The organism is Bacillus sp. OV166 (genome assembly GCF_900177675.1).
In the GTDB taxonomy this organism is placed as follows: domain Bacteria; phylum Bacillota; class Bacilli; order Bacillales; family Cytobacillaceae; genus Neobacillus.
The window spans coordinates 65653-91626 of record NZ_FXWM01000002.1; the positions used below are offsets into that span (position 1 = coordinate 65653).

The window sequence follows — 25974 nt, forward strand, 5'->3', positions numbered from 1 at the left end:
ATGTATACTATAATATCGATAATAACAACATCATATATGTTAATGATAATAATGAAATATTTTTTCCCATTTACCATTTCAGGAATTAAAAAAATAGGTCAATCAAATTACTTCCTTATCCACATTTTGTTTAACATTTATTTATCATCCATTTGGTTTTGATAAATATTAAAGATTCTTCCTGATTTTAGTATTTCCAAAGAATAACAGTTAAAAATAAAAATAATGTAGATCAACAGAAAACAATAATTAACGATATTTTGAAAAACAATAAAAAAATATTATCAATGTTGATAACGAAATATATGTCATCCATAACAATATTATTAAATATAAAATCGATAATATTAATAACAATATAATTATTAATTTAGGCAATTAAAAACAAAGAAGAAAAACAAGAAGGATGTGTAATGGAAATTACCTCTTAATCCGTAGCTCCCCAAAGAAATGGTATCCCTGGGAATAAAAGGAATACAACAGTGTAAATTAATATTATAGATTATAATTCATTAAGCATACATTACTCCTAGTAGACGCAAAAAAGTCTTACAGACCCCTGAAAAAAAGGTTGTCATGACAGCACTATTTTAACGCTATTGTTCCGCCTTAAGGCGGTTCTTATAACTTAAGTTAGGTCAAAAGCTCCGTCTTATATTTAACCTACCAATTGCTACCTTATAGATGGCGTTGATAGGGCTTTAAACCTTCTACCAACAAAGTATTTTAACTAAACCCATATTGTTTCATCCCTTAAATTTCACTATTCTTAATTCAAGAAGGAGGGGATTGTTGTAAGTGTTAAAGCGAATGGAATAATTCGAATAAATCACTTTAATGATAAACACTTGGAACAATTTTAAATAAAAAAATAAGCACCGAATTTCGATGCTTATTTTGCATTTAGCCATTCCTTCATTTTTTCTAAATTCTCGGTATACGGGCGTTTAATTAAGTTCCTTTCATACCTGGATAAGGTACTGTGGGAAATACCTATTTGATTTGCTGCCATTAATATGCTTAATCCTCGGTCATTTCTTTCCCTACTGATGTTTTCAGGAGTTACCAACTTTTCTTCGACTGTTTCAATGGAAGCTGCAACCTCTACTTTCGTCAAACCCTTTAACATGGTCGAAAAATTCACCGTTTCATAATCATAGTCTTCAATCATCAATAAATCCCTGTCATCACCAATTCCAGTGATTTCAGTAGGAGGAATAATTTGAACACGGGCCTTCAACCAGGTGTTTGCAAACCAGTTTCGCTCCTGCTCAATTTGTTGTTCTAAGTCTTTTTCTTTATAGCTCCACTCTTTAATGATTCCGTCCTGCTGCAGAGTATCTAATATTTCTTCAAATTGCTCCTTAATTCTTGAACCATATCGAGGGTTTACATCCAAATCCATGACTTTTAACAGCCCTTTATCTCCACCAATATGATAGGCTCTTAGATAGTCTGCACTCTTTTGGCGAATCCTCCACTGCCAGGATAGATACCGTGATAACCGTTTATGGTACTTTTGCTTTGTGGGATGGTATTCGAGCGTCTTTAATGCTAAAAAACCACTGCTTTTTTGGGAACCGTACAAGAAGTTAGCAAGTATTTCCCCTGGACGGATGCTGCATTCATAAATACCAATCGGATTTTCTCCCCGATAGGCAACCGTTACGCTATCAATCAAAAACAGGGGATTGAATTGAACTTGCCCTATTTCATCAAAGTTCCCTTGATCCTCATTGATGAACCTTAAATTTTCTCGTTCAATCCTGATCCATATGGTCGTCAGTGCTGCCAACCTTTTCATAATATCATCCCGTTCTTTTTTCCGATACGAGGTTTGATAGCCGTTAGACTCTCCGCTCCGCCCTTGCAATCTCCTTAGATTCAAGGCGTCATCCGTGTGGAAATGAATCATTTGATCTTTATGAGTGGCCTGCTGCATCCACAGAATCGAAACGATATCGAAAATGTCTGCCGTTAAGTCATCCATCGAGGTTATGGCTTGAGAGGTGAGATTTTTCCATTGTTCGATCGCTGCATTGGATTTCATTTTTAGATAAGCATTTTCGGATCTTACTTGGGCAGTGGCTTCTAATGCCTTCTCCGCAATCTTTGCAGTGGGTATTTCTGTTGCAATGTCAAATTCATTTTTACTGATGGTCTCCCTTAATTTATGAAATAATAAAGCTGAACCGGACTCTGCAAAATTCTGATTTAACAAAGAATTTATTACTTGTCTATTGCTAGACTTTAAGGAATAGGGGGCACTATCTTCCCCAACGATCCGAATGTATGGAAGGACAAAATTTCTTATCTCATCTTTATAATCTTGGACCCAATTTTCCATACTCTCAAATTTCAATTCATGATCTTTTGCTAAACGATCTATGATCACGAAAAACGCCTTTAAGGATTGGCAAGGCTGATAATCCACTTGACTTGCCATAAGATGACCGATATCATCGGTCCACTCGTCAAAGAGTTGAGGATGATCTGGAAAAATCGTTTTCGTAATTTTCAAAAAATTATTTTGCAAGGTATTTAACATGATTCTTAATCCCGTCCTTCCCTAGTCGTCCCTATGTATTCATATGAGTACTTGTGGATGTAATCATGGAAAACATCCGACTCCAAAATACCCAAATCATGTAGATAGCTGATGGATTCAAAAGAAAGGAACTGAGCAATCGGTTTTTTTTCCAGTATGGCACTTATCAGTAGTTGGATGTCCTTTTCCTGATAAACAATATAATTCCCCATACATTCCTTAATTTCTTCAGGTGAATAGTTTGTTTCTTTCATAGGATAATTATGTTTGCATTCATATACTTTTTCTTCAACAATATAATAAGTAGTTACACCCAACTCTTTACTAGTCTTATAATATTCAATCTGTTTCCGAAGCCAAATGGGACCACTTGATAAGTTGATTACTGGTTTAGGCAGCACACCACGCAGATGATAGGTTGAGACCTTTCTCCGGTCCCAACCAAGAATTTCCCCCGCCTCTTTAACACCTACTAAAAAACCCATCTCTTATTCCCCTTATTTACTAGTCTAAAGTTATTATGATTGAGGATTGTTGCATTTGTCAACATTTCTTTTTCCCTATCTTTCCCTTCAAAAAAACTTTTCTTCATCATGTATACCCATTGGAATGTGCAACTCTTTCTTTGACGTTTCCTTTCACAATGTGCACAGCCTTTTAAAGAACTTTCATTTTAGAATAAAGGAGATATCTACTCACCTTTTATTGGTAATGCACTTATTGTGTCTACTTTGACGGTTCCTCTCACAATGTACACATCCCATTTTAAAGAGCATTCTTTCAGCATAGAAGAGAGTTGTACATCTTTTACTGGTAATGTACTTAATTTTGTCTACTTTGACGTTTCCTCTCACAATGTGCACAGCCTTTTAAAGATCATTCTTTCTGAATAAAAGAGATATGCTCTTATCTTTTACTGGTAGTGCACTTATTTTGTCTACTTTGACGGTTCCTCTCACAATGTGCACAGCTTTTTAAAGATCATTCTTTCTGAATAAAAGAGATATGCTCTTATCTTTTACTGGTAGTGCACTTATTTTGTCTACTTTGACGGTTCCTCTCACAATGTGCACAGCCTTTTAAAGATCATTCTTTCAGCATAGAAGAGATATGCACACCTTTTACTGGTAATGCACTTATTTTGTCTACTTTGACGGTTCCTCTCACAATGTGCACAGCCTTTTAAAGATCATTCTTTCAGCATAGAAGAGATATGCACACCTTTTACTGATACTGCACTTATTTTGTCTACTTTGATGTTTCCTCTCACAATGTGCAAATTCTTTTAAAGATCTTTCATTCAACATAAAAGAGAGATACTTATCCTTTACTAGTAGGTCACTTATTTTCCACTTTGACGTTTCCTCTCACAATGTGCACAGCCATCATCTTAAAGGTCCTTCATTCTGAATAAAAAGAGATATACCCATCCTAAACTAGTTGTGCACTTTTTTTTACTTTGACGTTTCCTCTCACAATGTGCACATCCATCATCTTAAAGGTCCTTCATTCTGAATAAAAAGAGATATACCCATCCTAAACTAGTTGTGCACTTTTTTTTACTTTGACGTTTCCTCTCACAATGTGCACAGCCTTTTAAAGATCCTTCATTCAGCATAAAAGAGTATCCTCATCCTTTACTAGTTGTGCACTTATTTTCTACTTTGACGGTTCCTCTCACAATGTGCACACCCTTTTAAAGATCCTTCATTCAGCATAAAAGAAATATACTCATCCTTTACTAGTAGTGCACATATTTTCTACTTTGACGGTTCCTCTCACAATAGGCACACCCTTTTAAAGGATCCTTCATTCAGCATAAAAGAGTATCCTCATCCTATACTAGTTGTGCACTTATTTTCTACTTTGACGGTTCCTCTCACAATGTGCACACCCTTTTAAAGATCCTTCATTCAGCATAAAAGAGCATCCTCATCCTTTACTAGTTGTGCACTTATTTTCTACTTTGACGGTTCCTCTCACAATGTGCACACCCTTTTAAAGATCCTTCATTCAGCATAAAAGAGTATCCTCATCCTTTACTAGTTGTGCACTTATTTTCTACTTTGACGGTTCCTCTCACAATGTGCACATCCTTTTAAAGATCCTTCATTCTGCATAAAGAGATATACTCATCCGTCTAATAGGGCACTTATTTTCTGCTTGACGTTTCCTCTCACAATGTGCACAGAGTAAGCCTAAATCATGTGAAACCTTTCTTTACTCCAAGCGACCTGGTCATTATTAAATGATTGACGCTCCCTTTCACAGCAGTACATTAAAAATCCTGTGTGCAACTTTTTTTTGCCTGACGTTTGCTCTCACAATGTGCACAAAACCTTCAAAAGACTACATTTTTTGTCTGAATGAACATCCTTGGTTGAATAGTGAAAATTCATTAATTTCTTATAAAAACACAAATTATTGCAAAGTTTGCTCTTTCTTGTGTTTGAAAATGAAGGATAATGACGTTTCCTCTCACACAAAATAGCAAAGATTTCTGTGCAAGTTTTTTAGTTCTGCTTTTTTTTTAATAGACTCTTTTAAAAAAACGTTGATATATCAACGTTTCTCTCATTCCATTAATCAATCAGGTATGACGTTTCCTGTCACAATATGCACAAATTATAAAAAATAATGACGTTTCCTTTCACATAAAAAATTTTAAAGTTTTTTTCAACCCCTTGGGGGACAAGGGATTGACGCCTGTTGTGCAACTTTGAAAATCCCTTAATAAAGGGCATCATTTCCTCTATTTCCATTCTGCTATAATTCAAGCTAGGAAAATAGACGAGAGGAGGGCCCCAAGTATGAACAGTAAAATGAGAATCGACGGTTTTCGAATGCACCATGCCATATTGGAAGAATTCCGTTTTCTACGCGATGAGTCATTTGAGCGCCCTCCAGCATCTGCCTATGTCGTATATATGACCATGTTAAAGCAATTGGAAGTAGAACAGAATCAACGCGGCATGCTAAAAGAATATAATCTCTCTTCATGGGCTAAAAAACTTAGAATCTCTTATTCTACTCTTTGGGGAGGAAAGCGATTTCTAGAAGAACATCATTTTGTGAAAGAGGAAATTCACGAAGGATTACCTGTTTTAGTTCTAAAAGATGTCGAAAAGTATAATACACCTGAACAAAATGGTGGGGTTCTCAACTACCTGATCATACCACATGGCCTTTTTGACACAAATATATTAGCTGAATTCGTACGCACTTCAAATCCTGAAGGGATCGAATTACTCTTATCCTTGCTTAACCAATTTCGTACTGGTATGTCTTTTAGCAAAACGGGGGAAGTGGAGAAAGTAAAGCAAGAACGAACGATGAAAACACTCAAATTACAACTGAACAAAAATGCAAAAGGAGTCCGAAAAACATTAAGCGTTTTAGAGGCTCTATTTTCCATTGAATTTACTGGAATTGAAATTCGTGGTAAACAATTATGGATTAAGAAAGTTGGCTTTTCCTTGAAGCCGGAATGCGTGGAAGAGAATACAGATGAATTCAACGTGAACCCGCTTATGGCAAAATTATCGAAAGAGCTAACGTACTTCTTGGATGGACATCAAATTAAATATAAACCAAGAGACCAAATTGATGTCATGCTTTCTTTTAAACAGGAAGTAATGAATAAAATGAACTATTTACTGGATGAAGATAGTGAGAAATTCACTGTCAGGGATCGCTTTATAAAAAATTTCTTTTTAGAAACAATGGATCAAATTGGAGTCTTAATACATACAGAAAAACAACGAACCGGAACGTTTCATTTTTACTCAATCGGTGCTTTTTTCAGGATGGCTTTCAGAAAGTATCTCCCTGGTGCTTTAAAGAAGCTGCCTTATGAACTAATCTTTGAAGCCAAAATAAGGGAATATACTATAACGGGTCAAGAACCAGCACTTTACAATCTAATTTAATAGAAATAATCAGCCTTGTGAAAAAAATGGACCCTCACAGGGCTCTTCGTATTTGACAAAAAATTAAAATCATAGTTCAATTTTTTAAAAAATTCCTTTCTTTTTCTTCTGTCTTCTTCTTTGACAGATTTTCCAAGAAGGAATTATTTTTTTTGAGTAAGAGGTTCCGAATATATACTTGTGTATTTGTTGATTTTTAAAATAAACCCTTGTGAATATGTAAATAGTTTAAAAAAATACTTGTGGAGATGTGAATTCTATTTTGTGATCTTTGTGTAATAGTGGAAACTATGTTATTACTACTCTCCTAAAAGTCTGAAACCCTTCTCCCACAACGGTTATACCCCGAAATTTTAAAATGCCTATTAATATTGTTTCTCTTATTACATATGTATTTTTTACTAACTATATATATTCTTATTAAATATAATTTTTACGATAGAAATCCATGACTATAAAATTCCTGTTAATTTAATACCATCTATTAAATTTATTCCTCGATTAATAAAAACATGAGAGCTTTTAAAAAGATCACAAATGAATTTGCTTGTTCAAAAAATATTATTTTTTGTTAACCTTACCTACTTCTTTAGCATACTTATAAAATATAAATCGCCTTTAATACCAACACCAATTTGTTTCAAAGCTCGCCTAACACTAAGCAGCCTGCCAAGGCGTGCTTTTTTTCCTTTAAGAAGGTGATGATAGGAAAATTGCTAATCATTCATCGTTATAACCAAAACAGCAGCTAGATAAAACTCAAAGAAAAACAAAAGAAAAAGAATACTCTAGAAAAAAGAATGTTGAGGAATGAATGAGTTACACCGTGATACTTATACAAGAGGATATGGTACTGTAAGAAGGAAATAAGCAGGATTTACTTTCCTTTTATCGAAAAAGTAATGATGAAAGGAAGGATGCAAATGAATTTAGATTCAAAAAATTTGATTAGATGGGGAATACCTGGATGGATGCTCTTGGCTATATTAATTTCCTATTTTACAATAAGTGATTACGGGGCAGTAAAATCGTTCATATTTAGTAAGGACGTTCCGATCATTGTCTCTTCAATTACACTTTTTATTGGGACTGGGATTATTATAGGCAATTTAATACATCAAATCAGTCTTAGTTTTGGATTTATTATTTGGATAAACAAGAATAAATACTTTAAAAACGAGTATGAGATGGACTTAAAAATGATTAAAAATCAATTCGGAAAAGAAATCCAAAGGATTTATAGTTATAGACTTGGGAATGTTCATGCTTTAAGAGTTTTATCTACTAGTTTATTCCTATCATTATTAATCTTAGTTATATTATCTCTAACGATTACTTTTTCGATAAGGATAGGTATCTTACTTCTAATAGTTCTTGGGCTTAATTGTATTGTGTTCTATAATTGGTTTTATTTTCAAAACAACTTGAATTATTTTATAAAGAAAATTAAGTCTGATTTTGAATTATAGGTTATGGCATCCTTTGGGATGTTTTTTTTTTATTAAAGTAAGCTGCTATGTTATAAAGCTTGCTGATTACTTAATGTAAACTTAGTAAGTAGGTAGAAGGTAACTTAGGGAAAAATAGAAATGTTGTATTAAGAAAATGATGAGTATTAATAATTCGACATATACTAGAAAAATGAATTTTTGAGGAAAATAGTTTACTCACAAATAATCAATAAATTAGCAGGATAAAATCTCTCTTTGCTGAAATGTAACGAGGAAGGGGAGTGAGAACTATGAAAAACTACGTAACTTATACGTTCCATCAATTGGGTTAAAACGCGATTCAGAAGAATTGAATAGAGTGATAGGGGGTCTATGCTGAAGACAACTATATCCTTCATTCTGTGGTGCCTAAAATTAGTGAGAGTGATACTGAAGGATATATTTTAATTTTTGTCACAAACATAGCTGGATTTGATCCATCCTTCGTAGTGTATTTTTTTATTTCAAAACAATACCAAATTTGAAATGCATGACTTTTTATTGTATTCTTCTGCCTTGTCACTTCAAATCATCTTTATCATCTTTAAATGAAATAGAGAAAGAACAAATGCAGAAAGAAGAGAAAAACATGATGGTAGAATAAATGCCAATAACGGAAGACGCTTTTGATATAAAGTTCGAACAATTGAAAAATATTTCTAGGTAGTAGCAGATGTGAATTTCTTAACATAGAAGTTCCTTCTGTTGATGGAGATAATCTTTCAAATTTTAACAATATTCAAATGAAAATGCTCCCAGGATTGACGGTGCATTCGAGATGTTAAAAGTTTATTTATCTGTAGAAAAAACTAGGATATGGATGGAAGTGAAATTTTTTGTCAAAAGTATTTAAGAATTTTTGATAATAGTAAATACCTATAAACATAATGATCTGTATAATATTCTTAAAAATTTTTAGGATTTTACCGGAATAAAAGAATTGATCATTTAGGGGAATAGGTGTAACACTAAATAGATTTTCTTATAGAATTTTTGAATGGATTTCATCGAAGTAGAAAGTGGAGGAGTAATAAAGGTGAGAAAAAAAGCGCATTAACAATTTGTAGAATTTAAATTAATGCGCTTCTCGATCTTCCTGCATGTTTTGAATTTGTCTATCAATATATTCTTTATTTTTATTTTTAAACTCAGCTAAAATTTTTAACAAATCTTCTGTGTCCTTTAGGGATACATTTTCATTTTCTAAGTACTTTTCTAAAAGTGCTCCTTTTTGGATCAATCTTCTAGTTCTTGCTCGCCGATCTTCATTAGAAATTTTGTATTCTAAGGCTTTCTTTTTTTGCTCCAGGACTTTTATTTTGTCCTCAAGTTTATGTAACTCTTCATTTGTCATATTAATCACCCAGTAGGTTTATTGGTCGTCTCTTCCTCTTTTTGCTCTTCGTTGGATGATGCAACCTCGGAATACACCTTTACTTGGTCCTTAAACAAATCTATTAATGTTTTTGCTTCATTTACATCTTCAATTCCCCATGTGTCCATTAAGTACTTACCAATCTCTTTTTGGGAATTGGTTAAAATACGTTTTTGTTTTTCTTTCAGTTTTTTAATTTGTTCTTCGATATCGTTTATTTTTCCCTTTGTACTGTGTTTTGGCATTTTAGCACCCCTTTTGGATAATTTACTATATTATAGCATTTGAACCAAAACATGGGAAGTGATATAATTATCCCGAAAACTAAGTTCAGGGCGCACTTATATACCACTATTGTGATATTGTGCGTTAGCCCCTTCTTCGAAGTAACTAATTTCGTGAGGCGTCTGAAAAATTCGCTTCGCTCATGTCATTAAAATAAGTTGAGGTGACTATAACTATGGCAATCTATCATTTCTCTAATCAGATTATTTCTAGAAAAAAACAACAAAGCACCATTGCAGCTGCGGCATACCGTTCTGGTGAAAGATTGATAGATGAAAGAACGAATGAAGAAAAGTTTTACAAAAGAAAAGTTGAACCAATAACTCATATTCTTGCGCCTAGTCATGCGCCTCAATGGGTTTATAATCGTCAACAATTATGGAATGAAGTGGAGAAAAAAGAAAAACAATGGAATGCTCAACTTGCTCGTGAAATTAATATAGCTTTGCCAAAAGAATTATCAAAGGCGGAACAAGAAAAATTAGCCATTGAATTTTGTACTGAAATTTTTGTTACAGATGGGATGGTTGCAGACTTATCCATCCATCGTGATGATGAAGAAAACCCTCACTTTCATGTGATGTTAACATTCCGTCCATTTAATAAAGATGGATTATGGGGAAATAAACAAATGAAAGTAAAAGAAATGGTTGATGGAAAACTACAAGTTAAAGCTTTACATATTACAGATTGGAATACGAAAGAAAAACTGGTTTATTGGAGAGAACAGTGGGCTCATTATGCCAATCGTTTTCTAGAGAAAAATGGGTTTTCTGAAAGAATCACTCATTTATCATATAAAAGTCGAGGGATTGAAACACTGCCAACGATTCATGAAGGTTTTGTTGCAAGGCAGATGCAAAGCGAAGGTAAAGAATCCGATAGGATTAAAATGAATACTAACAGAAAAGAGTACAACAAAACGGTCATTGAACTTGCAGAAGCGAAGAAAGAAAAACAGATAAAAGAAAGAACTGACAAGTATGTTCGTCGCTTTACTCCTTTAGAGAAAAAGCAATTACGTGAATCAGCAAAACTGTTACGGATGTTTGTCAACTATGAAAATATTAATACTCGAAGATTACAATTAGGAAAATGGCAATCCCGACTTGAGTTTCATCAGGATTCCATTAATAAATATAAAAAAATAAGCCGGATAGAAAAAGAAACAGAACTATTAAATCAGACAGAAGAAATCTTAAAAATTGAAGCAAATAGATTCTTAGATAAATATTATCCGGATTTAAATAAGGAAGAACTATCTACAGATCAAAAAATTGAAGTTATTGAAACCACTGTTTCTCAAAATAAATTGTTGAGCACCAATGATATCAAAAAAGTACTTAGTGAATTAGAGAAAAAGCATATTGAAAAAGATCTGCATGTTTTATTGAATAATAGACCAAAGTTCGTTTTATCTTTGCAGCAAGAAATACAAAATGCAGAGAACCAATTTGAACATTTACGAGTTAAAAATGGAATTAACTTTGCTGATCCATCTACCATAAAGGATGCTTCTGATAAAGATTTAAACCAAATGCAGTTTTTATTAAAACAAAAAGAAAATATAAATAAATCGTTAGACTTAATGGATCAGCTTTATGATCATCAGCTACAAGGTATGTATCTTAATTGGGATGGACGAAATTATTTAACAATTGAACAGAAAGAATTCTTTTTGATGGCAGAAGAGTTTTATGGAAAACCCATTTTGCCAACAGATTTCTCCAACCCACCAAGAAAGTATTCAAAACAGGAACAAAAAGAAATTATTTTCTCTTTGTATTGCATTAATAATGTTAAAACTAATTCATCAAATAAGGATAAACATTATGATATTTTACGCTATAAATATCCTGATTTCCAAATTGATAATCCATCTTATATGAAAGTCTTTTATCATGAATGCTTGCGTTATTCAGATGAAATTGGCCCAGATAATATTAATCAGCTTCACAGTGCATTTAATGTTCAAACTTTTGAAAATGTCGAAGAATCATCATTTAAAGCTCCTAACACTGTTACACCACATCCTAATCATTATCTAGGTTCTATATCTCCTGATGGAACGGATTTCTTCTCGATTCTTGAAAGTGCAATCCGTGAAGCAGACCGCAAGTGGGGAGAAGATGAACTTGAACAGCATCACAAAAACAAAAAGAAGAAAAGACAAAAAGGAATAGAACGATAGAAAGAGATTGAATGGATGAAAAAAGATAGTAACCTTTATAAAAAAAAATCGCCAGCAATAAGTAATTTCATTGTGCAAGCACAAGCTAACTTTATAAGGATTGGAGGTTATGAAGATGGTTGTTTATCATTATGAACGTAACTTTAATTTGAAGCCATTGAGAGCTTTGAAAATGTCTTTTTTTTAACTTAATAAATAAAATAATCCTATTACAAGGAGAGAGCCCACTGATTGTGCCAGGATTTTATTTTTTTGACTTCATTTTTCCGTGTTATTAAGGTGTATGAATTAAAAAATATTTAAGATGAAAGAACCTCTTCTAGTCCTTTATTGAGTTGAGTAAGATAAGTAAAGACAGGCACCATGTAGGTTTAACATTAAAAGGAACACTTCTCCATACAAATGGAATTATCCGATTAGCATTCCTTGGGTTTAATGAATCAGATGAAACTGAATTGGAGTTAATTCAAGGCTACAATGATCAACTACCTGCGGAAGGTAAGGTCCATCATTTCGCTGTTACGGTGGACTATATTGAGGAAGAATTTAAACGTATTCAAAGCTTAGATGTAGAATTAGTGGATCAAGAAATTACTTCATTACCTAATGGACATCGCTACTTTTTCGTATACGGCTTAGAAGGGGAATGGGTTGAATTTTTTCAACGCTAAGAATTTACAATATCATTAGCAGAAAGAAGAGATTCTTCTTTTCTGCTAACGATATTGTAAAAACACTCCCATTTAGTAAAGACATTAATCGGTTTCAAAGTTAATCCAGAAAAGATCTTCTATAATATCTACTTGTTTTATAGCAGCGTTCCCCTAAATTTACGGTTCGTGGAATTCAGACCATGATTGAAAGTTACAGCTTGCCGAAGAAAAAATTAACACCCCATATGTTCAGGCATACATTTTGTAAATGGATGTTAAAAGCAACGAATTACCGGCTTGTTGGTCCAGTGACGTCAGCGTTCGAAACAAAGCGCGCGGATCTGGATTCTTTTTGGCATAAGTCAGAAAGTCGTTATACAAAAGGTTTATTAAATCGTTTTGCGAAAAGGGCATTTCTAATTAGTCCTGTATATCTTCACAAAATACCTCGACCCTTAAGTACAGATTTTTAGGGACGTCTATCGACAATAAAACGGTAGACGTCTTATTCATTTTCTGAAGGAACCGGCCGAAAAGGTCAGAGGAACCAATTAACGAAAGTTCCTCTTTCAATAGGTCAGCTTGGCTATATTTCCCCATCGGTTATTCCTCCGAATTGCTTTTTCTTAAATGCTTCGATAAAAATTCGGTGAGCTGCTTTCCGAACACTGTATTTCCATTTATCAGCGTATTCTCCTATTTTCTGATATGTTTCATAGTCTACTTTGCAATGGACTGTATCAGGAAGGTCCTTATACGTGACGTCTGGGTAAACAAATATCTGATTAAGTCCGAACGTTAATATTTCCGTTCCCAATGCTGTTTTGGATCCGTTCCAGAATCGTCTTGATTCGCGTCTTAAAATCGAATCCATAGATTCTGTAACCGGTATTTTAATGTCATGCAGCTTATCTGAACGGACCTTTCTAGTCTGTGGTTCCCTATATCTATTTTGTGGAATGGAAAGAATCGGGTTTAAATGTGTTTCCTTCCCCATTCGCTTTTCCCCCTTCTTTTTTGGTTTTATCCTAGGGTTGGTTGGTCAGTTGGTCATTTGGCAACAGCTTTATGGAACATAGAGGGAGGTATATATCTTTTTCATCTTGGCCATCCTTCTGCTAGTGAGGTGAATCGGAATGAGTAAAGATAAAGGCATTTCCAAAGAAATCGCTCAGAAGCTGGCCAGTAAAGCTTCAACCCTTAGTTATGTGAAAAGTACCAGCCCTAAAAAAGGCTAACCAATAACAATTTTTATCCCACCCTGCTCAATAATCTTGATTGGAGCTGGATTTGGTTTTTTCCTATAATTCTGGTCCTTCCAGCAGCGTTCTTCATCCTTCCCCCAACCAGGTCGGGGGAGAGGGACGTCAGCTGTTTGATGCTTTTTAAGGATACGTTGTATTCATCTGAATGCGCGGCCACATATAGGGCGAACCGGATGATCTGGTTTCGGTCCAGGGTAGTAGCCTGAAAAACCTTTTCTACATAATCCTTGTATACATCTGGATATCGTATAGTAGGTCGATAACTCATTTTTCATCCCCCTTTTGTACAAAGTATATTGACGTCAGTTGGTAAAAATGCCAGTTGGTTAAAATAGAGCCTTTCTATGGTTCTTTTTTTGTTTATTTTAACGAAAATCATTGACGTCACATAAGGTACTACGTGTTGCCTCTATACATAAACATCCGAATGATATTAACGTTTTAGACCATTTTGAATGTAAGCCTTGTTAATTAGATGAATAATTTTCATGACTCCGACCAGCGAGTTATGAAATCGGCTTTTCCTAATAACGATAATCCTGTAGAGCAAATTTCTTCACAACACCAATACCATATGCTAGACTTTGTTAAAACATAGGTGCGATGAATTGGCAATTATGTTTTTCATGTTTTATATTGTTAGCCAAAGGCAAAGATAGTAAAGATAACTTGGAAAGGGAGGAATGAAAAATGGATGTTCCATTAACATCAAAGGAAGTCATTACTCAGATCCAGAAGTTACAGAACCAAGGTGATTCTCTACGTAAAAAAGAGGTAAAACAACTTTATCCTGATTTAATGCGGAGTGCTTTGTATTACTATCCAAGTTGGCAACAAGCCATAGAAGAATGTAAACTAGGTTAGAATAGCTCATTTCCATCAAGACAATAGATTAACATGAACTCTGCTAACAAAAAGGCTTCGCTCCCCGTGAAGCCTTTTTGTCATGTTAAAGTTCCTTTAAAGATTACCTGATTTCAGTGTTTTTAAATAAATTCATCTTAACGGGAATTAATATTCTTTGATCGTATCGTTTGATTTCCAAACTGGATCGAACGACTGAATCCACATATGATCCTAAATGAGCTCACTAGATGAGTGGGGAGCTGTGTTTTAGTAAAGGAAATTGTCCACTTCGCTTCGATTAAATCGTTCACCTTACCGCCTCATAAATCTGCTTTATTATGTTACTGTTAAACTGGTTAACCATGAAGGTTTCTATTTTATTGTTATAGTCTTCTAGAGTTCTTTGTCATTCTTTCAAATAAAAATCAGCTATCCTTTCAAAGTAACAATTTTGTCCTGAATTGCTTTGTTTGGCCTCTCCTTCAATCGCTTGAAAAGGAGGAAAAGAAAGTGATTCATTTGGAACTTTGGGTGATTAAGAATAGGGGAAGAGTTGAATTTTTACTTTAATATAGAAATTGATGAAATCATGATTTAATAGAACTCGTTCAAAACAATGCTCATCTTTCTTCGGACGTCAGCACTACGGACTGATCAGAAAGGAAAGACGTCTTTCTGTCATTCCGTACGTGTCGCTTTGGCACTAAATGGTCCGATAACCACGGTCTGTAAGGCTTTAGCCTACATTCCGTTGGTTCCTGTTCCATTTGCGGCGTGCCGCCATACCAAACGAGCCGAAAAACGGAAATTCAAAAGTCTGAAAGATTAAAAGAATAAAAGACAAAAGGAGAGCAGCTGAATCAGCTGCTTTTATTTTTGTATATTTTTCCCTTTTGCCTTACGAATCGTAAAACATCGCAAGCCGACTAACCTTCTAGCCGGCAGGACACCCGAACCTATCCGGCTGAAAGCTAAGTCAGCTAGTCGGCCTATCAAGGGGCAAAAAACTTTTTTGCTTAAGGGCGCTAGCGCAACAACAAAAAACTTTTTGTGCTGATCCCTTGACCGGCCGCCTATGCGTGTTTTTCGTTTCTCCATGCCAAAGGGGAAAAATAATCCCCTTTGGGGAGCTCATTCGCTTCGAAAGGCAAAAGAGAAAAGGGAGTTGGAAAGATGGAATTATTGTCAATCTTTGAAGTCGTAAGAATCAAACAAGAAATTAAGGAATCGCCAGAACCGTTTGCGCAGTATGTCATTCGTTCACCGGAAGATGCTCAAAAACTAGCGGCCTCTTATATTGCTGATGAAGACAGGGAAGTGCTTCTTGTCATGATGCTCAATACGAAAAACCAGGTCGTCGGGTTACATAGAGCTCATATAGGAAGTTTGAACACCAGTATCGTCCATCCAAGAGAGGTGATGAAATGCGCGATTCTCAATAATGCAGCATCCATTATTGTCAGCCACCAGCATCCAAGCGGAGATCCCACACCTAGCAGAGAAGATATAGAGGTCACGAAAAGACTTGCGGAAGCAGGGAGAATTTTAGGAATTGACGTCCTTGACCATGTGATTGTCAGCCATACAGGGAAGCATGTAAGCCTAAAGGAGAAAGGATATATATAAAAATATCAAAATAGCAAAGGGGATATTTCCCCTTTGCTTGAAAGGAGAAATGTATCATGATGATTATCGTATCTGATTTTTATAAAGATGAGGCAAAAGCTATTGAAGAGGCAAGTCTAAAAGATGAAATCGAATATCATTTAATGGAATATGGGTGTAAGCCTAAGAAAATCTATATCCTGCCATTTTTAGAGGCTATGAACGAAAAATATAAACCCACAAAAAATACGATGATTTTATCCGTGTAAAAAATGAAACCGAAAAACATCGGCTGGTTCAGCGCCGATGTTGGTTTACGAAAGGATATAAAACATCCGTTTTTTCTTGATTATATGACTCAGGCATCGAGCCTGCTTGACGGTTGCGGACGCAACCTTTTGAAAGATGATTCTAGGAAGAAAGGAAACCATTTGCCCTGGCAAATGGTCTTTTCTCATTAGACAATTGATTTAGTACATAAAGAAATATCTTAAGATGCACAACTGTTATCAATCATTTAAATCACTATACCTCTAATTATCAATTTTACTATTCTGTTTTTTGTTTGCCAGACAGCCTAATTATCTAGGAGATCTAACGCAAATAGTCATTGAATTAGATGCACAAGAGAGGTTTAAAAACAGCAATGGATATTATAACCATTGCTGCCTTTGGATTAAATGGAGGATAAAGCCTAATAAAAGTTGAAAAAAGTATCAGCTGTATTATGTTTTGTTTAAAAGACCAGAAATGGTCTTTTTCTTTATAAAACCTATTAATTTAAAAAACTAAAAAACATTAACGAAAGCAGGCATTGAGCCTCATTGGCGGTTGTTAATCAACTTTAATACTGTGATATGTTAAATGATGTTTCCTTTCACAATATGCCAAAACCGTAAATTGGATGAACCTCCATAAGAAATTACCGATGGACTCTAAATAGTTAAGAGCCTTAAGGAGACTAAGAGATAAATAAAAAAGGAATTTTAAAAAACGTAGTTTAAGATGATAAATTTGATACTATATGACAAAAAAGTGCGTACTTTCATATTAAATTTATAGATATTATACTTAATTTATTCCAAACTCCGAAGAGTTTTATTTGAAAATTCAAAATTTATAGAGTGAAGCAGTTGCTTTAAAAGCATATTAGTTTACACAAGTCCAATACCATTTTAGTATTGTTTAATTTCTTATATTTTTTTGAGGTATAAGATACGAACAAGGAAGAGGGGATGATTAAATGGATATAGCTAAAGCGAAAGGAATTATTGATCTTAGTAAAGAATTAAAGGAATTGCAACAAGTGTATTTAAGCAAACAAAAATCGGTAAAAGAACATAGGACTAAAATAATGTTGGATAGTGCTATTGAAGCTTTTAATGTATATCTTGAGGATCAAGGGTTTACTGTTACTGCGGATGAAGGACTTACAAGGTTAAAAGCAAATTTAGATGGTGAACTTCCAATTATTTTGGATAGAAAACCATTCATCTTTTCCGTAAACATGCCTAACGATGAAAGATATACTGTGGAGATCGAAAGTGATTTAAAGCTACAATACAATGAACATAGCGGAAAAGGCCAAGATTTAGAGATTTCTCACTTAAAAAGGGATAAAGAAAATGTGAAGGAGCTAATTTCTTTGATTGAGGGCCAAAGCTTTTATTATCTTCTTCATATGGAAACGCGCAGCTTTTATAGATCATTAAGTAATTGTCAAAAATTTACGAACTTTCAAGAAGCGTTAAAGGTAATGTTCAGTTAGTTTCATTTTTTGAAAGCGCTATACTGGTGAGAATATTTTTATTGGCAGCTGTTGCACAAACATGTTTCTTTTAAAAATTGATGTAAAATATTTAATATTAAATACGTGTAATCGGGTAGAACGGTTCTCAATTGAGGATCGTTTTTTTGTTTACTCAATCCAATAAGCTTTTCAATAATACCGATGCTGACTTGGTGATTATTGCTACAGGTTTAGCCTGTTTACAGGGGGGAGCAATTATGCTCCTCTTTTTATATGCCTTCTTTAAGCTGTTTAAAGTGTGTTTCCATAATACCCAATTATTAAGAATAATCTTAATTAAGTGTATTTTTATATACTATATAATAAAAAAGTGCGTACTTACAAATAAAGTTTTTCAATATTATACTATTTTCATAAGAAATTTTAAAAATCTTGTTGGAAAAGCTGTAAATATGTGGAGCATAAGGGGTTTATCTATAAATTAGGAGGGGAAAGTATGGGTGGTGTGACGATTCCTCGGAGTATTAATTTAGTCGAGAATGATTTCAACAGTATCAAACCAATGGAATTGGATTCGTTGACATTTGTTTTGTTTGGAGCAACTGGGGATTTAGCTAAGAGGAAAATATTTCCTTCCTTGTTCAATTTGTTTTTGGATAGAAAAATGCCTAATTCATTTACAATTATTGGATTAGGTAGAAGAGAATGGTCTGATGAAATATTTCAACAACATGTTGAAAAATCATTACAATCATTTTCTATACGCTCTAAAAATGTTGAAGCTTCTAAAATAAAAAAATTTCTAAGTTCATTTCATTATAGTCCTTTGGATGTTACAGATAATGAAGGGTATAAACAGGTACTAAATTTGATTCAAAAACGTGAAGAAGAGTTTGGTATTCCTGAAAATCGCCTTTTTTATTTATCAGTTGCACCAGAGTTTTTTGATGTAATTGCTTTGAACATCAAAAAAAGTGGATTAGGGTCAATTAAGGGATGGAAGCGCCTAGTAATTGAAAAACCATTCGGACACGATTTGAAGTCAGCTCAAGAATTAAATGCAAAATTAAGAGAAGCTTTTGAAGAAGATGAAATCTATCTTATTGATCACTACCTTGGGAAGCCGATGGTCCAAAATTTAGAGGCCTTAGAATTTGCAAATCCAATGTTACAAGCTATATGGAATAATAAACACATTTCTAATGTTCAAATTACAGCAAGTGAAACTGTGGGTGTTGAAGAGAGAGCGAGTTATTACGACCAGGCAGGAGCAATTCGCGATATGGTCCAGAATCATTTGCTACAACTAGTTATGATAACTGCTATGCAGCAACCGGAAAAAATAAGTGCAAACGAGATTCGTAAACAGAAAATAAAAGTTCTGGAATCCCTTAAACCATTACAAATAGACGACGTAGATAAAAATTTGGTCCGTGGTCAATACATTCATGGGAATATCAACGGTGAACCAGTTCCATCATATACGGTGGAACCTGGGATTAAGGAATCTTCAATGAATGATACTTTTATAGCTGCCCGTTTATGGATTGAAGACACTTTTTGGAGTGGCGTTCCATTCTATATCCGAACAGGAAAAAGAATGCGGGAGAAGTCTACAAGAATTGTGATTGAATTTAAAAATCCAATAAAAGATTTATATAAAGATAAAAAAGAGGAAAAAGCTCCTAATCTTTTAATTATTGAAATAGGTCCAAACGAAGGCGTTTCAATTCAATTTAATAGCAAAAATCCATTGAAAAATAGCAAAATTGAGCCCATTACTGTGAAATTTTCCGCTAATCAGCAAAATGTCCCAGAAGCTTACGAACTGTTGTTATTTGACGCTCTAAATGGAGACTCCACTTTCTTTGTACAATGGAAAGAGGTGGAATCATCTTGGAAATGGGTGCAACCGATTTTAGATGCTTTTGAAAAAAATACGCTTCCTCTTCATGTATATCCATCTGGAACTATGGGACCAAGGGCATCTGAACAATTATTGGAAGAAGACGGATTTAATTGGTGGTAGGTAAAAACCATAATAAAAAAGTCTGGAGGAAATAGGAAATGAAGGTGAGAATAGCCATCAATGGTTTTGGAAGAATTGGTAGACTCGTTTTCCGGAAAGCGATTATGGATGAAACACTTGATGTAGTAGCAATCAACGCTAGCTATTCTGCTGAAACCTTAGCCCACTTAATAAAATATGATACCAATCATGGTAAATTCAATGGGGAGGTGACTCCTGCCGATCAGGCTTTGCTTGTGAATGGTCACTTCATTAAGTTATTAGATAGCAGAGATCCTAGATATCTTCCTTGGAAGGAATTTGATATAGACATCGTAGTTGAAGCAACTGGAAAATTTAATTCTAGAGAAAAAGCAGCTCTTCATCTGGAAGCAGGTGCTAAGAAAGTGATTTTAACTGCTCCAGGGAAAAATGAAGATGTGACCCTAGTGATGGGTGTAAACGAGAATGATTTAGATATTGATAATCATTTCATAATCTCTAATGCTTCATGTACTACAAATTGTCTTGCACCCGTAGTTCAGGTATTAGATCAACAGTTTGGTATTGAAAATGGTTTAATGACAACAGTACATTCATATACAAATGATCAAAAAAATCTGGATAACCCACACAAAGATTTACGGCGCTCCCGTGCCTGCGGACAGAGCATTATTCCAACTACCACCGGTGCTGCGAAAGCACTTTCGCAAGTATTGCCGCATTTAAAGGGCAAAATGCATGGTATTGCACTTCGTGTCCCAACCCCTAATGTTTCATTAGTGGATTTAGTTGTCGACTTAAAAAGAGATGCAACTGTTGAGGATATCAATAATGCTTTTCAATCTGCTGCAAACAGTACATTAAATGGGATTTTGGACTATACTACCGAACCGCTTGTTTCAATTGATTTTAATTCAAATCCCCATTCAGCAATTATTGATGGATTATCGACAATGGTTATCGGCGGAAGAAAAGTGAAGGTCCTTGCATGGTATGACAATGAATGGGGATATTCAAATAGAGTAGTTGAACTTGCAAAGTTTGTTGCAGAGAAAATGGGAAACGTATCAAAAATTAAGGTGAAATAGCCTCATAGAAAATATCTATACTCCTTAAGTCCTTGCAATAGCAAGGACTTGCTTATAATTATTGAGATCCCTTTGAGTATTAGATTAATTTACTTATTTATTAGATTTTGTTTAGATTTTCAGTAGAGAATTATGAATAAAATAGTTAGACTATTAAGAAAGTCGGTTGGTATTTTCTGTATTTTCATGAGTTTTATTAATTAATATAGGGTCTAAAGATAATGAATGTTCTTTAAGGCGGTATAGAATTTGATTTTCTTTTTCATATTGTTTTAATTACAAAAGGCAAATCTTAAAAATGAACGGAAGGTTAGTCTATATCGATATATTCCTCTCTTTTTATCAAAACCGTATTCATATAATTTTTTCCCCATTCATACATAGATTCTAGAATGGGCATTAGACTTTTCCCTTGCTCGGTCAGTGAGTATTCCACTTTGGGTGGAACAACAGGGTAGACTTCTCGATGGACAATGAAGTCTTCTTCTAGATCTCGTAATTGATTAACGAGCATTCTTTGAGTAATTCCAGGCATCAGAGCTTTTAATTCGTTAAACCGTTTGGTTCCCTCTTTGCCAAGATACCATAAAATTAACATCTTCCATTTTCCACCAATAACCTCTAGTGTTAATTCCTTTTCACACTTAAAAGTCGTATTATCAATATGCTTCATAAGAAACCTCCATAAATTAATTACAGTATATTTTTTGACACTATATGAAATTAAAGTGCGTACTTACATAATGATATTATACAATTTATAATTATATCTGTACAGATGATTACAAAATACAAGATACGATGACTTGTATAATTAATAACGAACTCAGGGGGTGAGGTGATGAGTAAATTGGAGAGTAGTGTTGTTAGAGAAGGGTATGTTCATACACTATCTATGGATTTTCTCTCTGTAGCACAGCAAGCAGCAATCGCTTCCTATCCTTGGATAGGTAAGGGCAACAAGAATGGTGCTGATGGTGCTGGAACTGAAGCCATGCGTAATCGGATGAACCTAATTGATATGAATGGACGGATTGTAATTGGTGAGGGAGAAATGGACGAAGCTCCTATGCTTTACATTAACGAAGAGCTAGGAACTGGAAAAGGACCTAGAGTGGATATTGCAGTTGATCCTGTTGAAGGAACGACTTTCTTGTCAAAAGGGCAGGAAAACGCAATAACTGTTGTTGCTGTATCAACCAGGGGGAGTTTACTGCATGCACCAGATATGTACATGAGAAAACTTGCTGTTGGTCCAAAGGCTAAAGGTCATATTAACATCGAGGCCTCATTAACAGAAAATATGATAGCAGTCGCAAAAGCTTTAGGAAAGGATTTATCCGAATTAACAGTAATGATTCAGGATAGACCTCGTCATGATCATCTAATAAAACAGGTTTTTGATGTGGGGGCTAGAGTTAAGTTATTCAATGATGGTGACGTTACTGGGGCGATAGCTACGGCAATAGATGAATTAGACGTTGATATATTAGTAGGAACTGGCGGTGCGCCAGAAGGTGTAATTGCTGCAACAGCGCTAAAGTGTTTGGGAGGGGATTTCCAAGGACAACTAGCCCCACAAAACCAAGAAGAATTTGATCGCTGCATCAAGATGGGATTGTCAAATCCAGAACAGGTTTTTACATTAGATGAGATTGTAAGATCAGATGATTGCTTTTTTGTTGCAACAGGAATTACTGATGGAATGCTTATGCGGGGTGTTAGAAAAAAAGAGAATGGTTTAATTCATACGCACTCTTTTCTTACAGGTAGGGGAATAAATGAAAGATTTCAATATATTGAAGCATATCACTCATTATTGAAATAAACATAGGAACTCTAATTGCTACCATTACTAGTTGAAAAGTTCTATTTATAAAAAATATTAAATGAAGAAAAAGGAGAGGAAAAGAAAATGCCATTAGTTTCAATGAAAGAAATGTTAATCCATGCAAAAGAAAATCAATATGCGGTTGGACAGTTCAATATCAATAATCTTGAGTTTACACAAGCAATATTACAAGCAGCACAAGAAGAGAATTCTCCAGTTATTCTCGGGGTATCAGAGGGTGCTGCTCGTTATATGGGTGGATTTAAGCTGGTTGTCTCGATGGTTAAAGAATTAATGGATGCATATAAAGTGACTGTACCTGTTGCTATTCATCTTGATCATGGTCCAAGCCTTGAGATGTGTGTTCAAGCTATCCATGCTGGGTTTACTTCCGTTATGATCGATGGATCTCATTATCCACTAGAAAAAAATATTGAAATAACAAAACGTGTTGTTGAAATAGCTCATTCTGTTGGTGTATCTGTTGAGGCTGAACTTGGTCGCATCGGTGGACAGGAAGATGATCTAAACGTTGAGGATTCTGAAGCTATGTATGCGATCCCTGCTGAATGTGAACAATTAGTTCGCGAAACAGGAGTAGATTGTTTTGCACCCGCGTTAGGTTCAGTCCACGGCCCATATAAAGGTGAACCTAATCTTGGTTTTGATCGGATGAAGGAAGTTAAGGAATTAACAGGTGTTCCACTTGTTCTTCACGGTGGTACAGGTATTCCAACTAAGGACATTCAAAAAGCTATTTCGCTTGGATCGGCGAAAATTAACGTTAATACAGAAAGCCAGATTTCTTCTACAAAAGCTGTTCGCGAAGTATTAGCTGCAAAGCCAAACGAATACGATCCACGTAAATTCCTAGGGCCTGCTCGCGAAGCAATTAAAACCACAGTTAAAGGAAAAATGCGTGAGTTTGGTTCTTCTGGTAAGGCTCAGCAGGCAGAAGCCTACTTAGTAACAAACTAAGGTGCCAATATAGATAGAAAGGGGAAGAATAATGATTGATCAAAAAGTGAATTTAGATGTGCTATCCATTAATACTATTAGAACTCTAAGTATTGATGCAATTGAAAAGGTTGGGTCAGGTCATCCAGGTATGCCGATGGGTGCCGCGCCTATGGCTTACACGCTTTGGACGAAATTTATGAATTATAATCCAAGCAATCCTCAGTGGTTTAACCGTGATCGATTTACATTATCTGCAGGTCATGGATCTATGTTGTTATACAGCTTATTGCATTTAACGGGTTATAACCTATCAATAGATGACTTAAAGAATTTCCGTCAATGGGAAAGTAAAACCCCTGGGCATCCTGAATTTGGTCATACACCTGGAGTTGATGCTACAACGGGACCGCTAGGACAGGGAATTGCTATGGCAGTAGGGATGGCTATGGCAGAAAGACATTTAGCCACTACGTATAATCGGGGTAATTTCAATTTAATTGATCACTATACCTATAGTATTTGTGGTGATGGTTGTTTGATGGAAGGTGTATCTGCAGAGGCAGCCTCACTTGCTGGTCACTTGAAACTTGGTCGTTTAATTGTATTATACGATTCAAATGATATCTCCCTTGATGGCGATCTACATATGTCATTTAGTGAGAGTGTTAAGGGTCGTTTTGAAGCATATGGTTGGCAAGTACTTCAGGTTGAAGATGGTAATGATGTTGATGCAATTGCTAAAGCGTTAGTGGAAGCTAAGGACAATCAAGAGCAACCAACATTGATAGAAGTAAAAACAACAATTGGTTATGGATCTCCTAATAAAGGTGGTAAGTCTGATTCACACGGTTCCCCACTAGGAAAAGATGAAATTAAACTTGTAAAACAACAATACAACTGGGAATATCAAGAAGAATTTTATATCCCAGCAGAAGTTAAATTACATTTTAAGGAACTTCAAGATGTATCTAATAAGAAGGAATTAGCTTGGAATGACTTGTTTGAAAAATACGAGGAGGCCTATCCAGTTCTAGCAAAAGAATTAAAATATGCAATAACTGGGCAACTTCCGGTAGGTTGGGATGAGTTTGTTCCAAGATATCAAATTGGTAAAGATAAGCTTGCAACCCGTTCTTCCAGCGGTGAAGTGTTAAATGCCATTGCGAAAAAAGTTCCACAATTATTTGGTGGCTCTGCCGATTTGTCTTCTTCTAACAAGACTTTGATGAAAGGTGAAGGTAACTTTAGTGCAGTAGATTATAGTGGACGAAACATTTGGTTTGGTGTACGTGAGTTTGGAATGGGTGCCGCTGTAAATGGTATGGCACTACATGGTGGAGTAAAAGTATTCGGAGCTACCTTCTTTGTTTTCTCTGACTACTTGCGTCCTGCAATTCGTCTTTCTGCCATAATGAAAATACCAGTAATCTATGTATTTACACATGATAGTATTGCAGTAGGTGAGGATGGACCAACACATGAACCAATTGAACAATTGGCGTCCTTACGTGCGATGCCAGGTCTCTCTACTATTCGACCGGCAGATGGAAATGAAACAGCTGCAGCTTGGAAACTTGCAATAGAAAGTAAAGGAGAACCAACGGCACTCATCCTTTCTCGTCAAGATTTACCAACACTTGTTGATTCTGAAACTGCTTATGAAGGTGTTAAGAAAGGAGCCTATGTAATTTCAAATGCCAGTAACATTGATGGACTGTTATTAGCTTCCGGTTCAGAGGTTTCACTAGCTGTTAAGGCGCAAAAGGCTCTTGAAGTAGAAGGAATCAATGTTTCAGTTGTTAGCATGCCAAGCTGGGATCGATTTGAAAAACAATCTGCAGCATATAAAGAAAGTGTACTTCCTAAAAACGTTCCAGCACGACTTGCTATTGAAATGGGAGCTTCCCTGGGATGGCATAAATATGTTGGAGATCATGGTAACGTCATTGCCGTAGATCAGTTTGGAGCTTCCGCACCAGGAGATAAAATAGAGGCAGAATATGGATTCACTATTAAAAATATTATTTCTCATTTTAAAATGCTTCTATAAGCTTATAGCTGAAAATCAATACAAATACTACATTAGATAGAAGTACTAACCTAATTTTATAGGAAGAAAACTCATTTTTACTTGAATCCTTTCATTC

Annotated in this window: 21 protein-coding genes and 1 pseudogene; 14 read left to right on the forward strand and 8 right to left on the reverse strand. The window is 35.0% G+C overall.

The features are described from left to right. Positions 1-892: 892 nt before the first annotated feature. Both CCK98_RS32055 and CCK98_RS32060 read right to left on the reverse strand, forming a co-directional pair. The gene (locus CCK98_RS32055) at positions 893-2548 is read right to left on the reverse strand and encodes a helix-turn-helix domain-containing protein (RefSeq protein WP_088090672.1); all 1656 of its coding nucleotides are present in this window, start codon (positions 2546-2548) and stop codon (positions 893-895) included. 5 nt (positions 2549-2553) lie between these two features. Continuing rightward, a complete protein-coding gene (locus CCK98_RS32060) occupies positions 2554-3033 on the reverse strand; it encodes a hypothetical protein (RefSeq protein ID WP_088090673.1) in 480 nt (159 codons plus the stop codon). A gap of 2325 nt (positions 3034-5358) precedes the next feature. Here CCK98_RS32060 and CCK98_RS32065 point away from each other — a divergent pair. Both CCK98_RS32065 and CCK98_RS32070 read left to right on the forward strand, forming a co-directional pair. Next, positions 5359-6477, forward strand: coding sequence for a hypothetical protein (locus CCK98_RS32065; protein ID WP_088090674.1), 1119 nt, complete (start codon positions 5359-5361; stop codon positions 6475-6477). 923 nt (positions 6478-7400) lie between these two features. Continuing rightward, positions 7401-7946, forward strand: a complete 546-nt coding sequence (locus CCK98_RS32070; RefSeq protein ID WP_088090675.1) for a hypothetical protein — start codon at positions 7401-7403, stop codon at positions 7944-7946. A 1096-nt stretch (positions 7947-9042) separates the two neighbouring features. On the opposite strand, the gene CCK98_RS32075 is transcribed toward CCK98_RS32070, so the two are convergent. Together CCK98_RS32075 and CCK98_RS32080 are read right to left on the reverse strand one after the other, a co-directional pair. Next, the gene (locus CCK98_RS32075; RefSeq protein ID WP_088090676.1) at positions 9043-9321 is read right to left on the reverse strand and encodes a hypothetical protein; all 279 of its coding nucleotides are present in this window, start codon (positions 9319-9321) and stop codon (positions 9043-9045) included. 5 nt (positions 9322-9326) lie between these two features. Continuing rightward, positions 9327-9587 carry a hypothetical protein gene (locus tag CCK98_RS32080; RefSeq protein ID WP_088090677.1) on the reverse strand — a complete coding sequence of 87 codons (261 nt, stop codon included), beginning with the start codon at positions 9585-9587 and terminating at the stop codon, positions 9327-9329. 215 nt (positions 9588-9802) lie between these two features. Between CCK98_RS32080 and mobQ the strand changes: the two genes are divergently transcribed. The 3 genes and pseudogenes from mobQ to CCK98_RS36655 all read left to right on the forward strand — a co-directional run. Next, entirely contained in the window at positions 9803-11818 is a 2016-nt protein-coding gene (gene mobQ / locus CCK98_RS32085; RefSeq protein ID WP_088090678.1) for a MobQ family relaxase, read from the forward strand. A 335-nt stretch (positions 11819-12153) separates the two neighbouring features. After that, on the forward strand, positions 12154-12489 hold the full coding sequence (locus CCK98_RS32090; protein ID WP_256942606.1) for a VOC family protein: 336 nt from the start codon (positions 12154-12156) through the stop codon (positions 12487-12489). A 143-nt stretch (positions 12490-12632) separates the two neighbouring features. Continuing rightward, positions 12633-12761: pseudogene (locus tag CCK98_RS36655) on the forward strand (integrase); the annotation flags it as partial. 130 nt (positions 12762-12891) lie between these two features. On the opposite strand, the gene CCK98_RS35030 reads toward CCK98_RS36655, so the two are convergent. The 3 genes from CCK98_RS35030 to CCK98_RS32105 form a co-directional block, all read right to left on the reverse strand. After that, positions 12892-13071 (reverse strand): hypothetical protein, encoded by a 180-nt coding sequence (locus CCK98_RS35030; RefSeq protein ID WP_142292248.1) that lies wholly within the window; start codon positions 13069-13071, stop codon positions 12892-12894. Further along, positions 13058-13468: a hypothetical protein gene (locus CCK98_RS32100; protein WP_088090680.1), complete on the reverse strand. Its 411-nt coding sequence runs from the start codon at positions 13466-13468 to the stop codon at positions 13058-13060. Before CCK98_RS32100 ends, CCK98_RS35030 begins: the two co-directional genes overlap by 14 nt. 254 nt (positions 13469-13722) lie before the next feature. After that, entirely contained in the window at positions 13723-14004 is a 282-nt protein-coding gene (locus CCK98_RS32105) for a hypothetical protein (RefSeq protein WP_088090681.1), read from the reverse strand. A gap of 422 nt (positions 14005-14426) precedes the next feature. Between CCK98_RS32105 and CCK98_RS35820 the strand changes: the two genes are divergently transcribed. From CCK98_RS35820 to CCK98_RS32135, 6 genes are all read left to right on the forward strand, one after another. Further along, positions 14427-14600, forward strand: a complete 174-nt coding sequence (locus CCK98_RS35820; RefSeq protein WP_179196055.1) for a hypothetical protein — start codon at positions 14427-14429, stop codon at positions 14598-14600. Positions 14601-15704: 1104 nt separating this feature from the next. After that, on the forward strand, positions 15705-16208 hold the full coding sequence (locus tag CCK98_RS32110) for a RadC family protein (RefSeq protein WP_256942607.1): 504 nt from the start codon (positions 15705-15707) through the stop codon (positions 16206-16208). A gap of 56 nt (positions 16209-16264) precedes the next feature. Next, positions 16265-16456, forward strand: coding sequence for a hypothetical protein (locus CCK98_RS32115; protein ID WP_088090682.1), 192 nt, complete (start codon positions 16265-16267; stop codon positions 16454-16456). A gap of 974 nt (positions 16457-17430) precedes the next feature. Next, positions 17431-17955, forward strand: a complete 525-nt coding sequence (locus CCK98_RS32120; protein WP_088090683.1) for a hypothetical protein — start codon at positions 17431-17433, stop codon at positions 17953-17955. Between the two features lie 550 nt (positions 17956-18505). Next, on the forward strand, positions 18506-19966 hold the full coding sequence (gene zwf, locus CCK98_RS32130) for a glucose-6-phosphate dehydrogenase (protein ID WP_088091076.1): 1461 nt from the start codon (positions 18506-18508) through the stop codon (positions 19964-19966). A gap of 38 nt (positions 19967-20004) precedes the next feature. After that, on the forward strand, positions 20005-21036 hold the full coding sequence (locus CCK98_RS32135; RefSeq protein WP_088090685.1) for a glyceraldehyde-3-phosphate dehydrogenase: 1032 nt from the start codon (positions 20005-20007) through the stop codon (positions 21034-21036). A gap of 310 nt (positions 21037-21346) precedes the next feature. Here CCK98_RS32135 and CCK98_RS32140 read toward each other — a convergent pair whose 3' ends face one another. After that, complete coding sequence (locus CCK98_RS32140) at positions 21347-21709, reverse strand: helix-turn-helix domain-containing protein (protein WP_088090686.1); 363 nt, start codon at positions 21707-21709, stop codon at positions 21347-21349. A 168-nt stretch (positions 21710-21877) separates the two neighbouring features. Here CCK98_RS32140 and glpX point away from each other — a divergent pair, with 168 nt between their 5' ends. The 3 genes from glpX to tkt all read left to right on the forward strand — a co-directional run bounded on the left by glpX (position 21878) and on the right by tkt (position 25877). After that, the gene (gene glpX / locus CCK98_RS32145) at positions 21878-22864 is read left to right on the forward strand and encodes a class II fructose-bisphosphatase (protein ID WP_088090687.1); all 987 of its coding nucleotides are present in this window, start codon (positions 21878-21880) and stop codon (positions 22862-22864) included. 87 nt (positions 22865-22951) lie between these two features. After that, positions 22952-23845: a class II fructose-1,6-bisphosphate aldolase gene (fba, locus tag CCK98_RS32150; protein ID WP_088090688.1), complete on the forward strand. Its 894-nt coding sequence runs from the start codon at positions 22952-22954 to the stop codon at positions 23843-23845. Positions 23846-23876: 31 nt separating this feature from the next. Continuing rightward, complete coding sequence (gene tkt, locus CCK98_RS32155) at positions 23877-25877, forward strand: transketolase (RefSeq protein ID WP_088090689.1); 2001 nt, start codon at positions 23877-23879, stop codon at positions 25875-25877. Positions 25878-25974 lie beyond the last annotated feature (97 nt).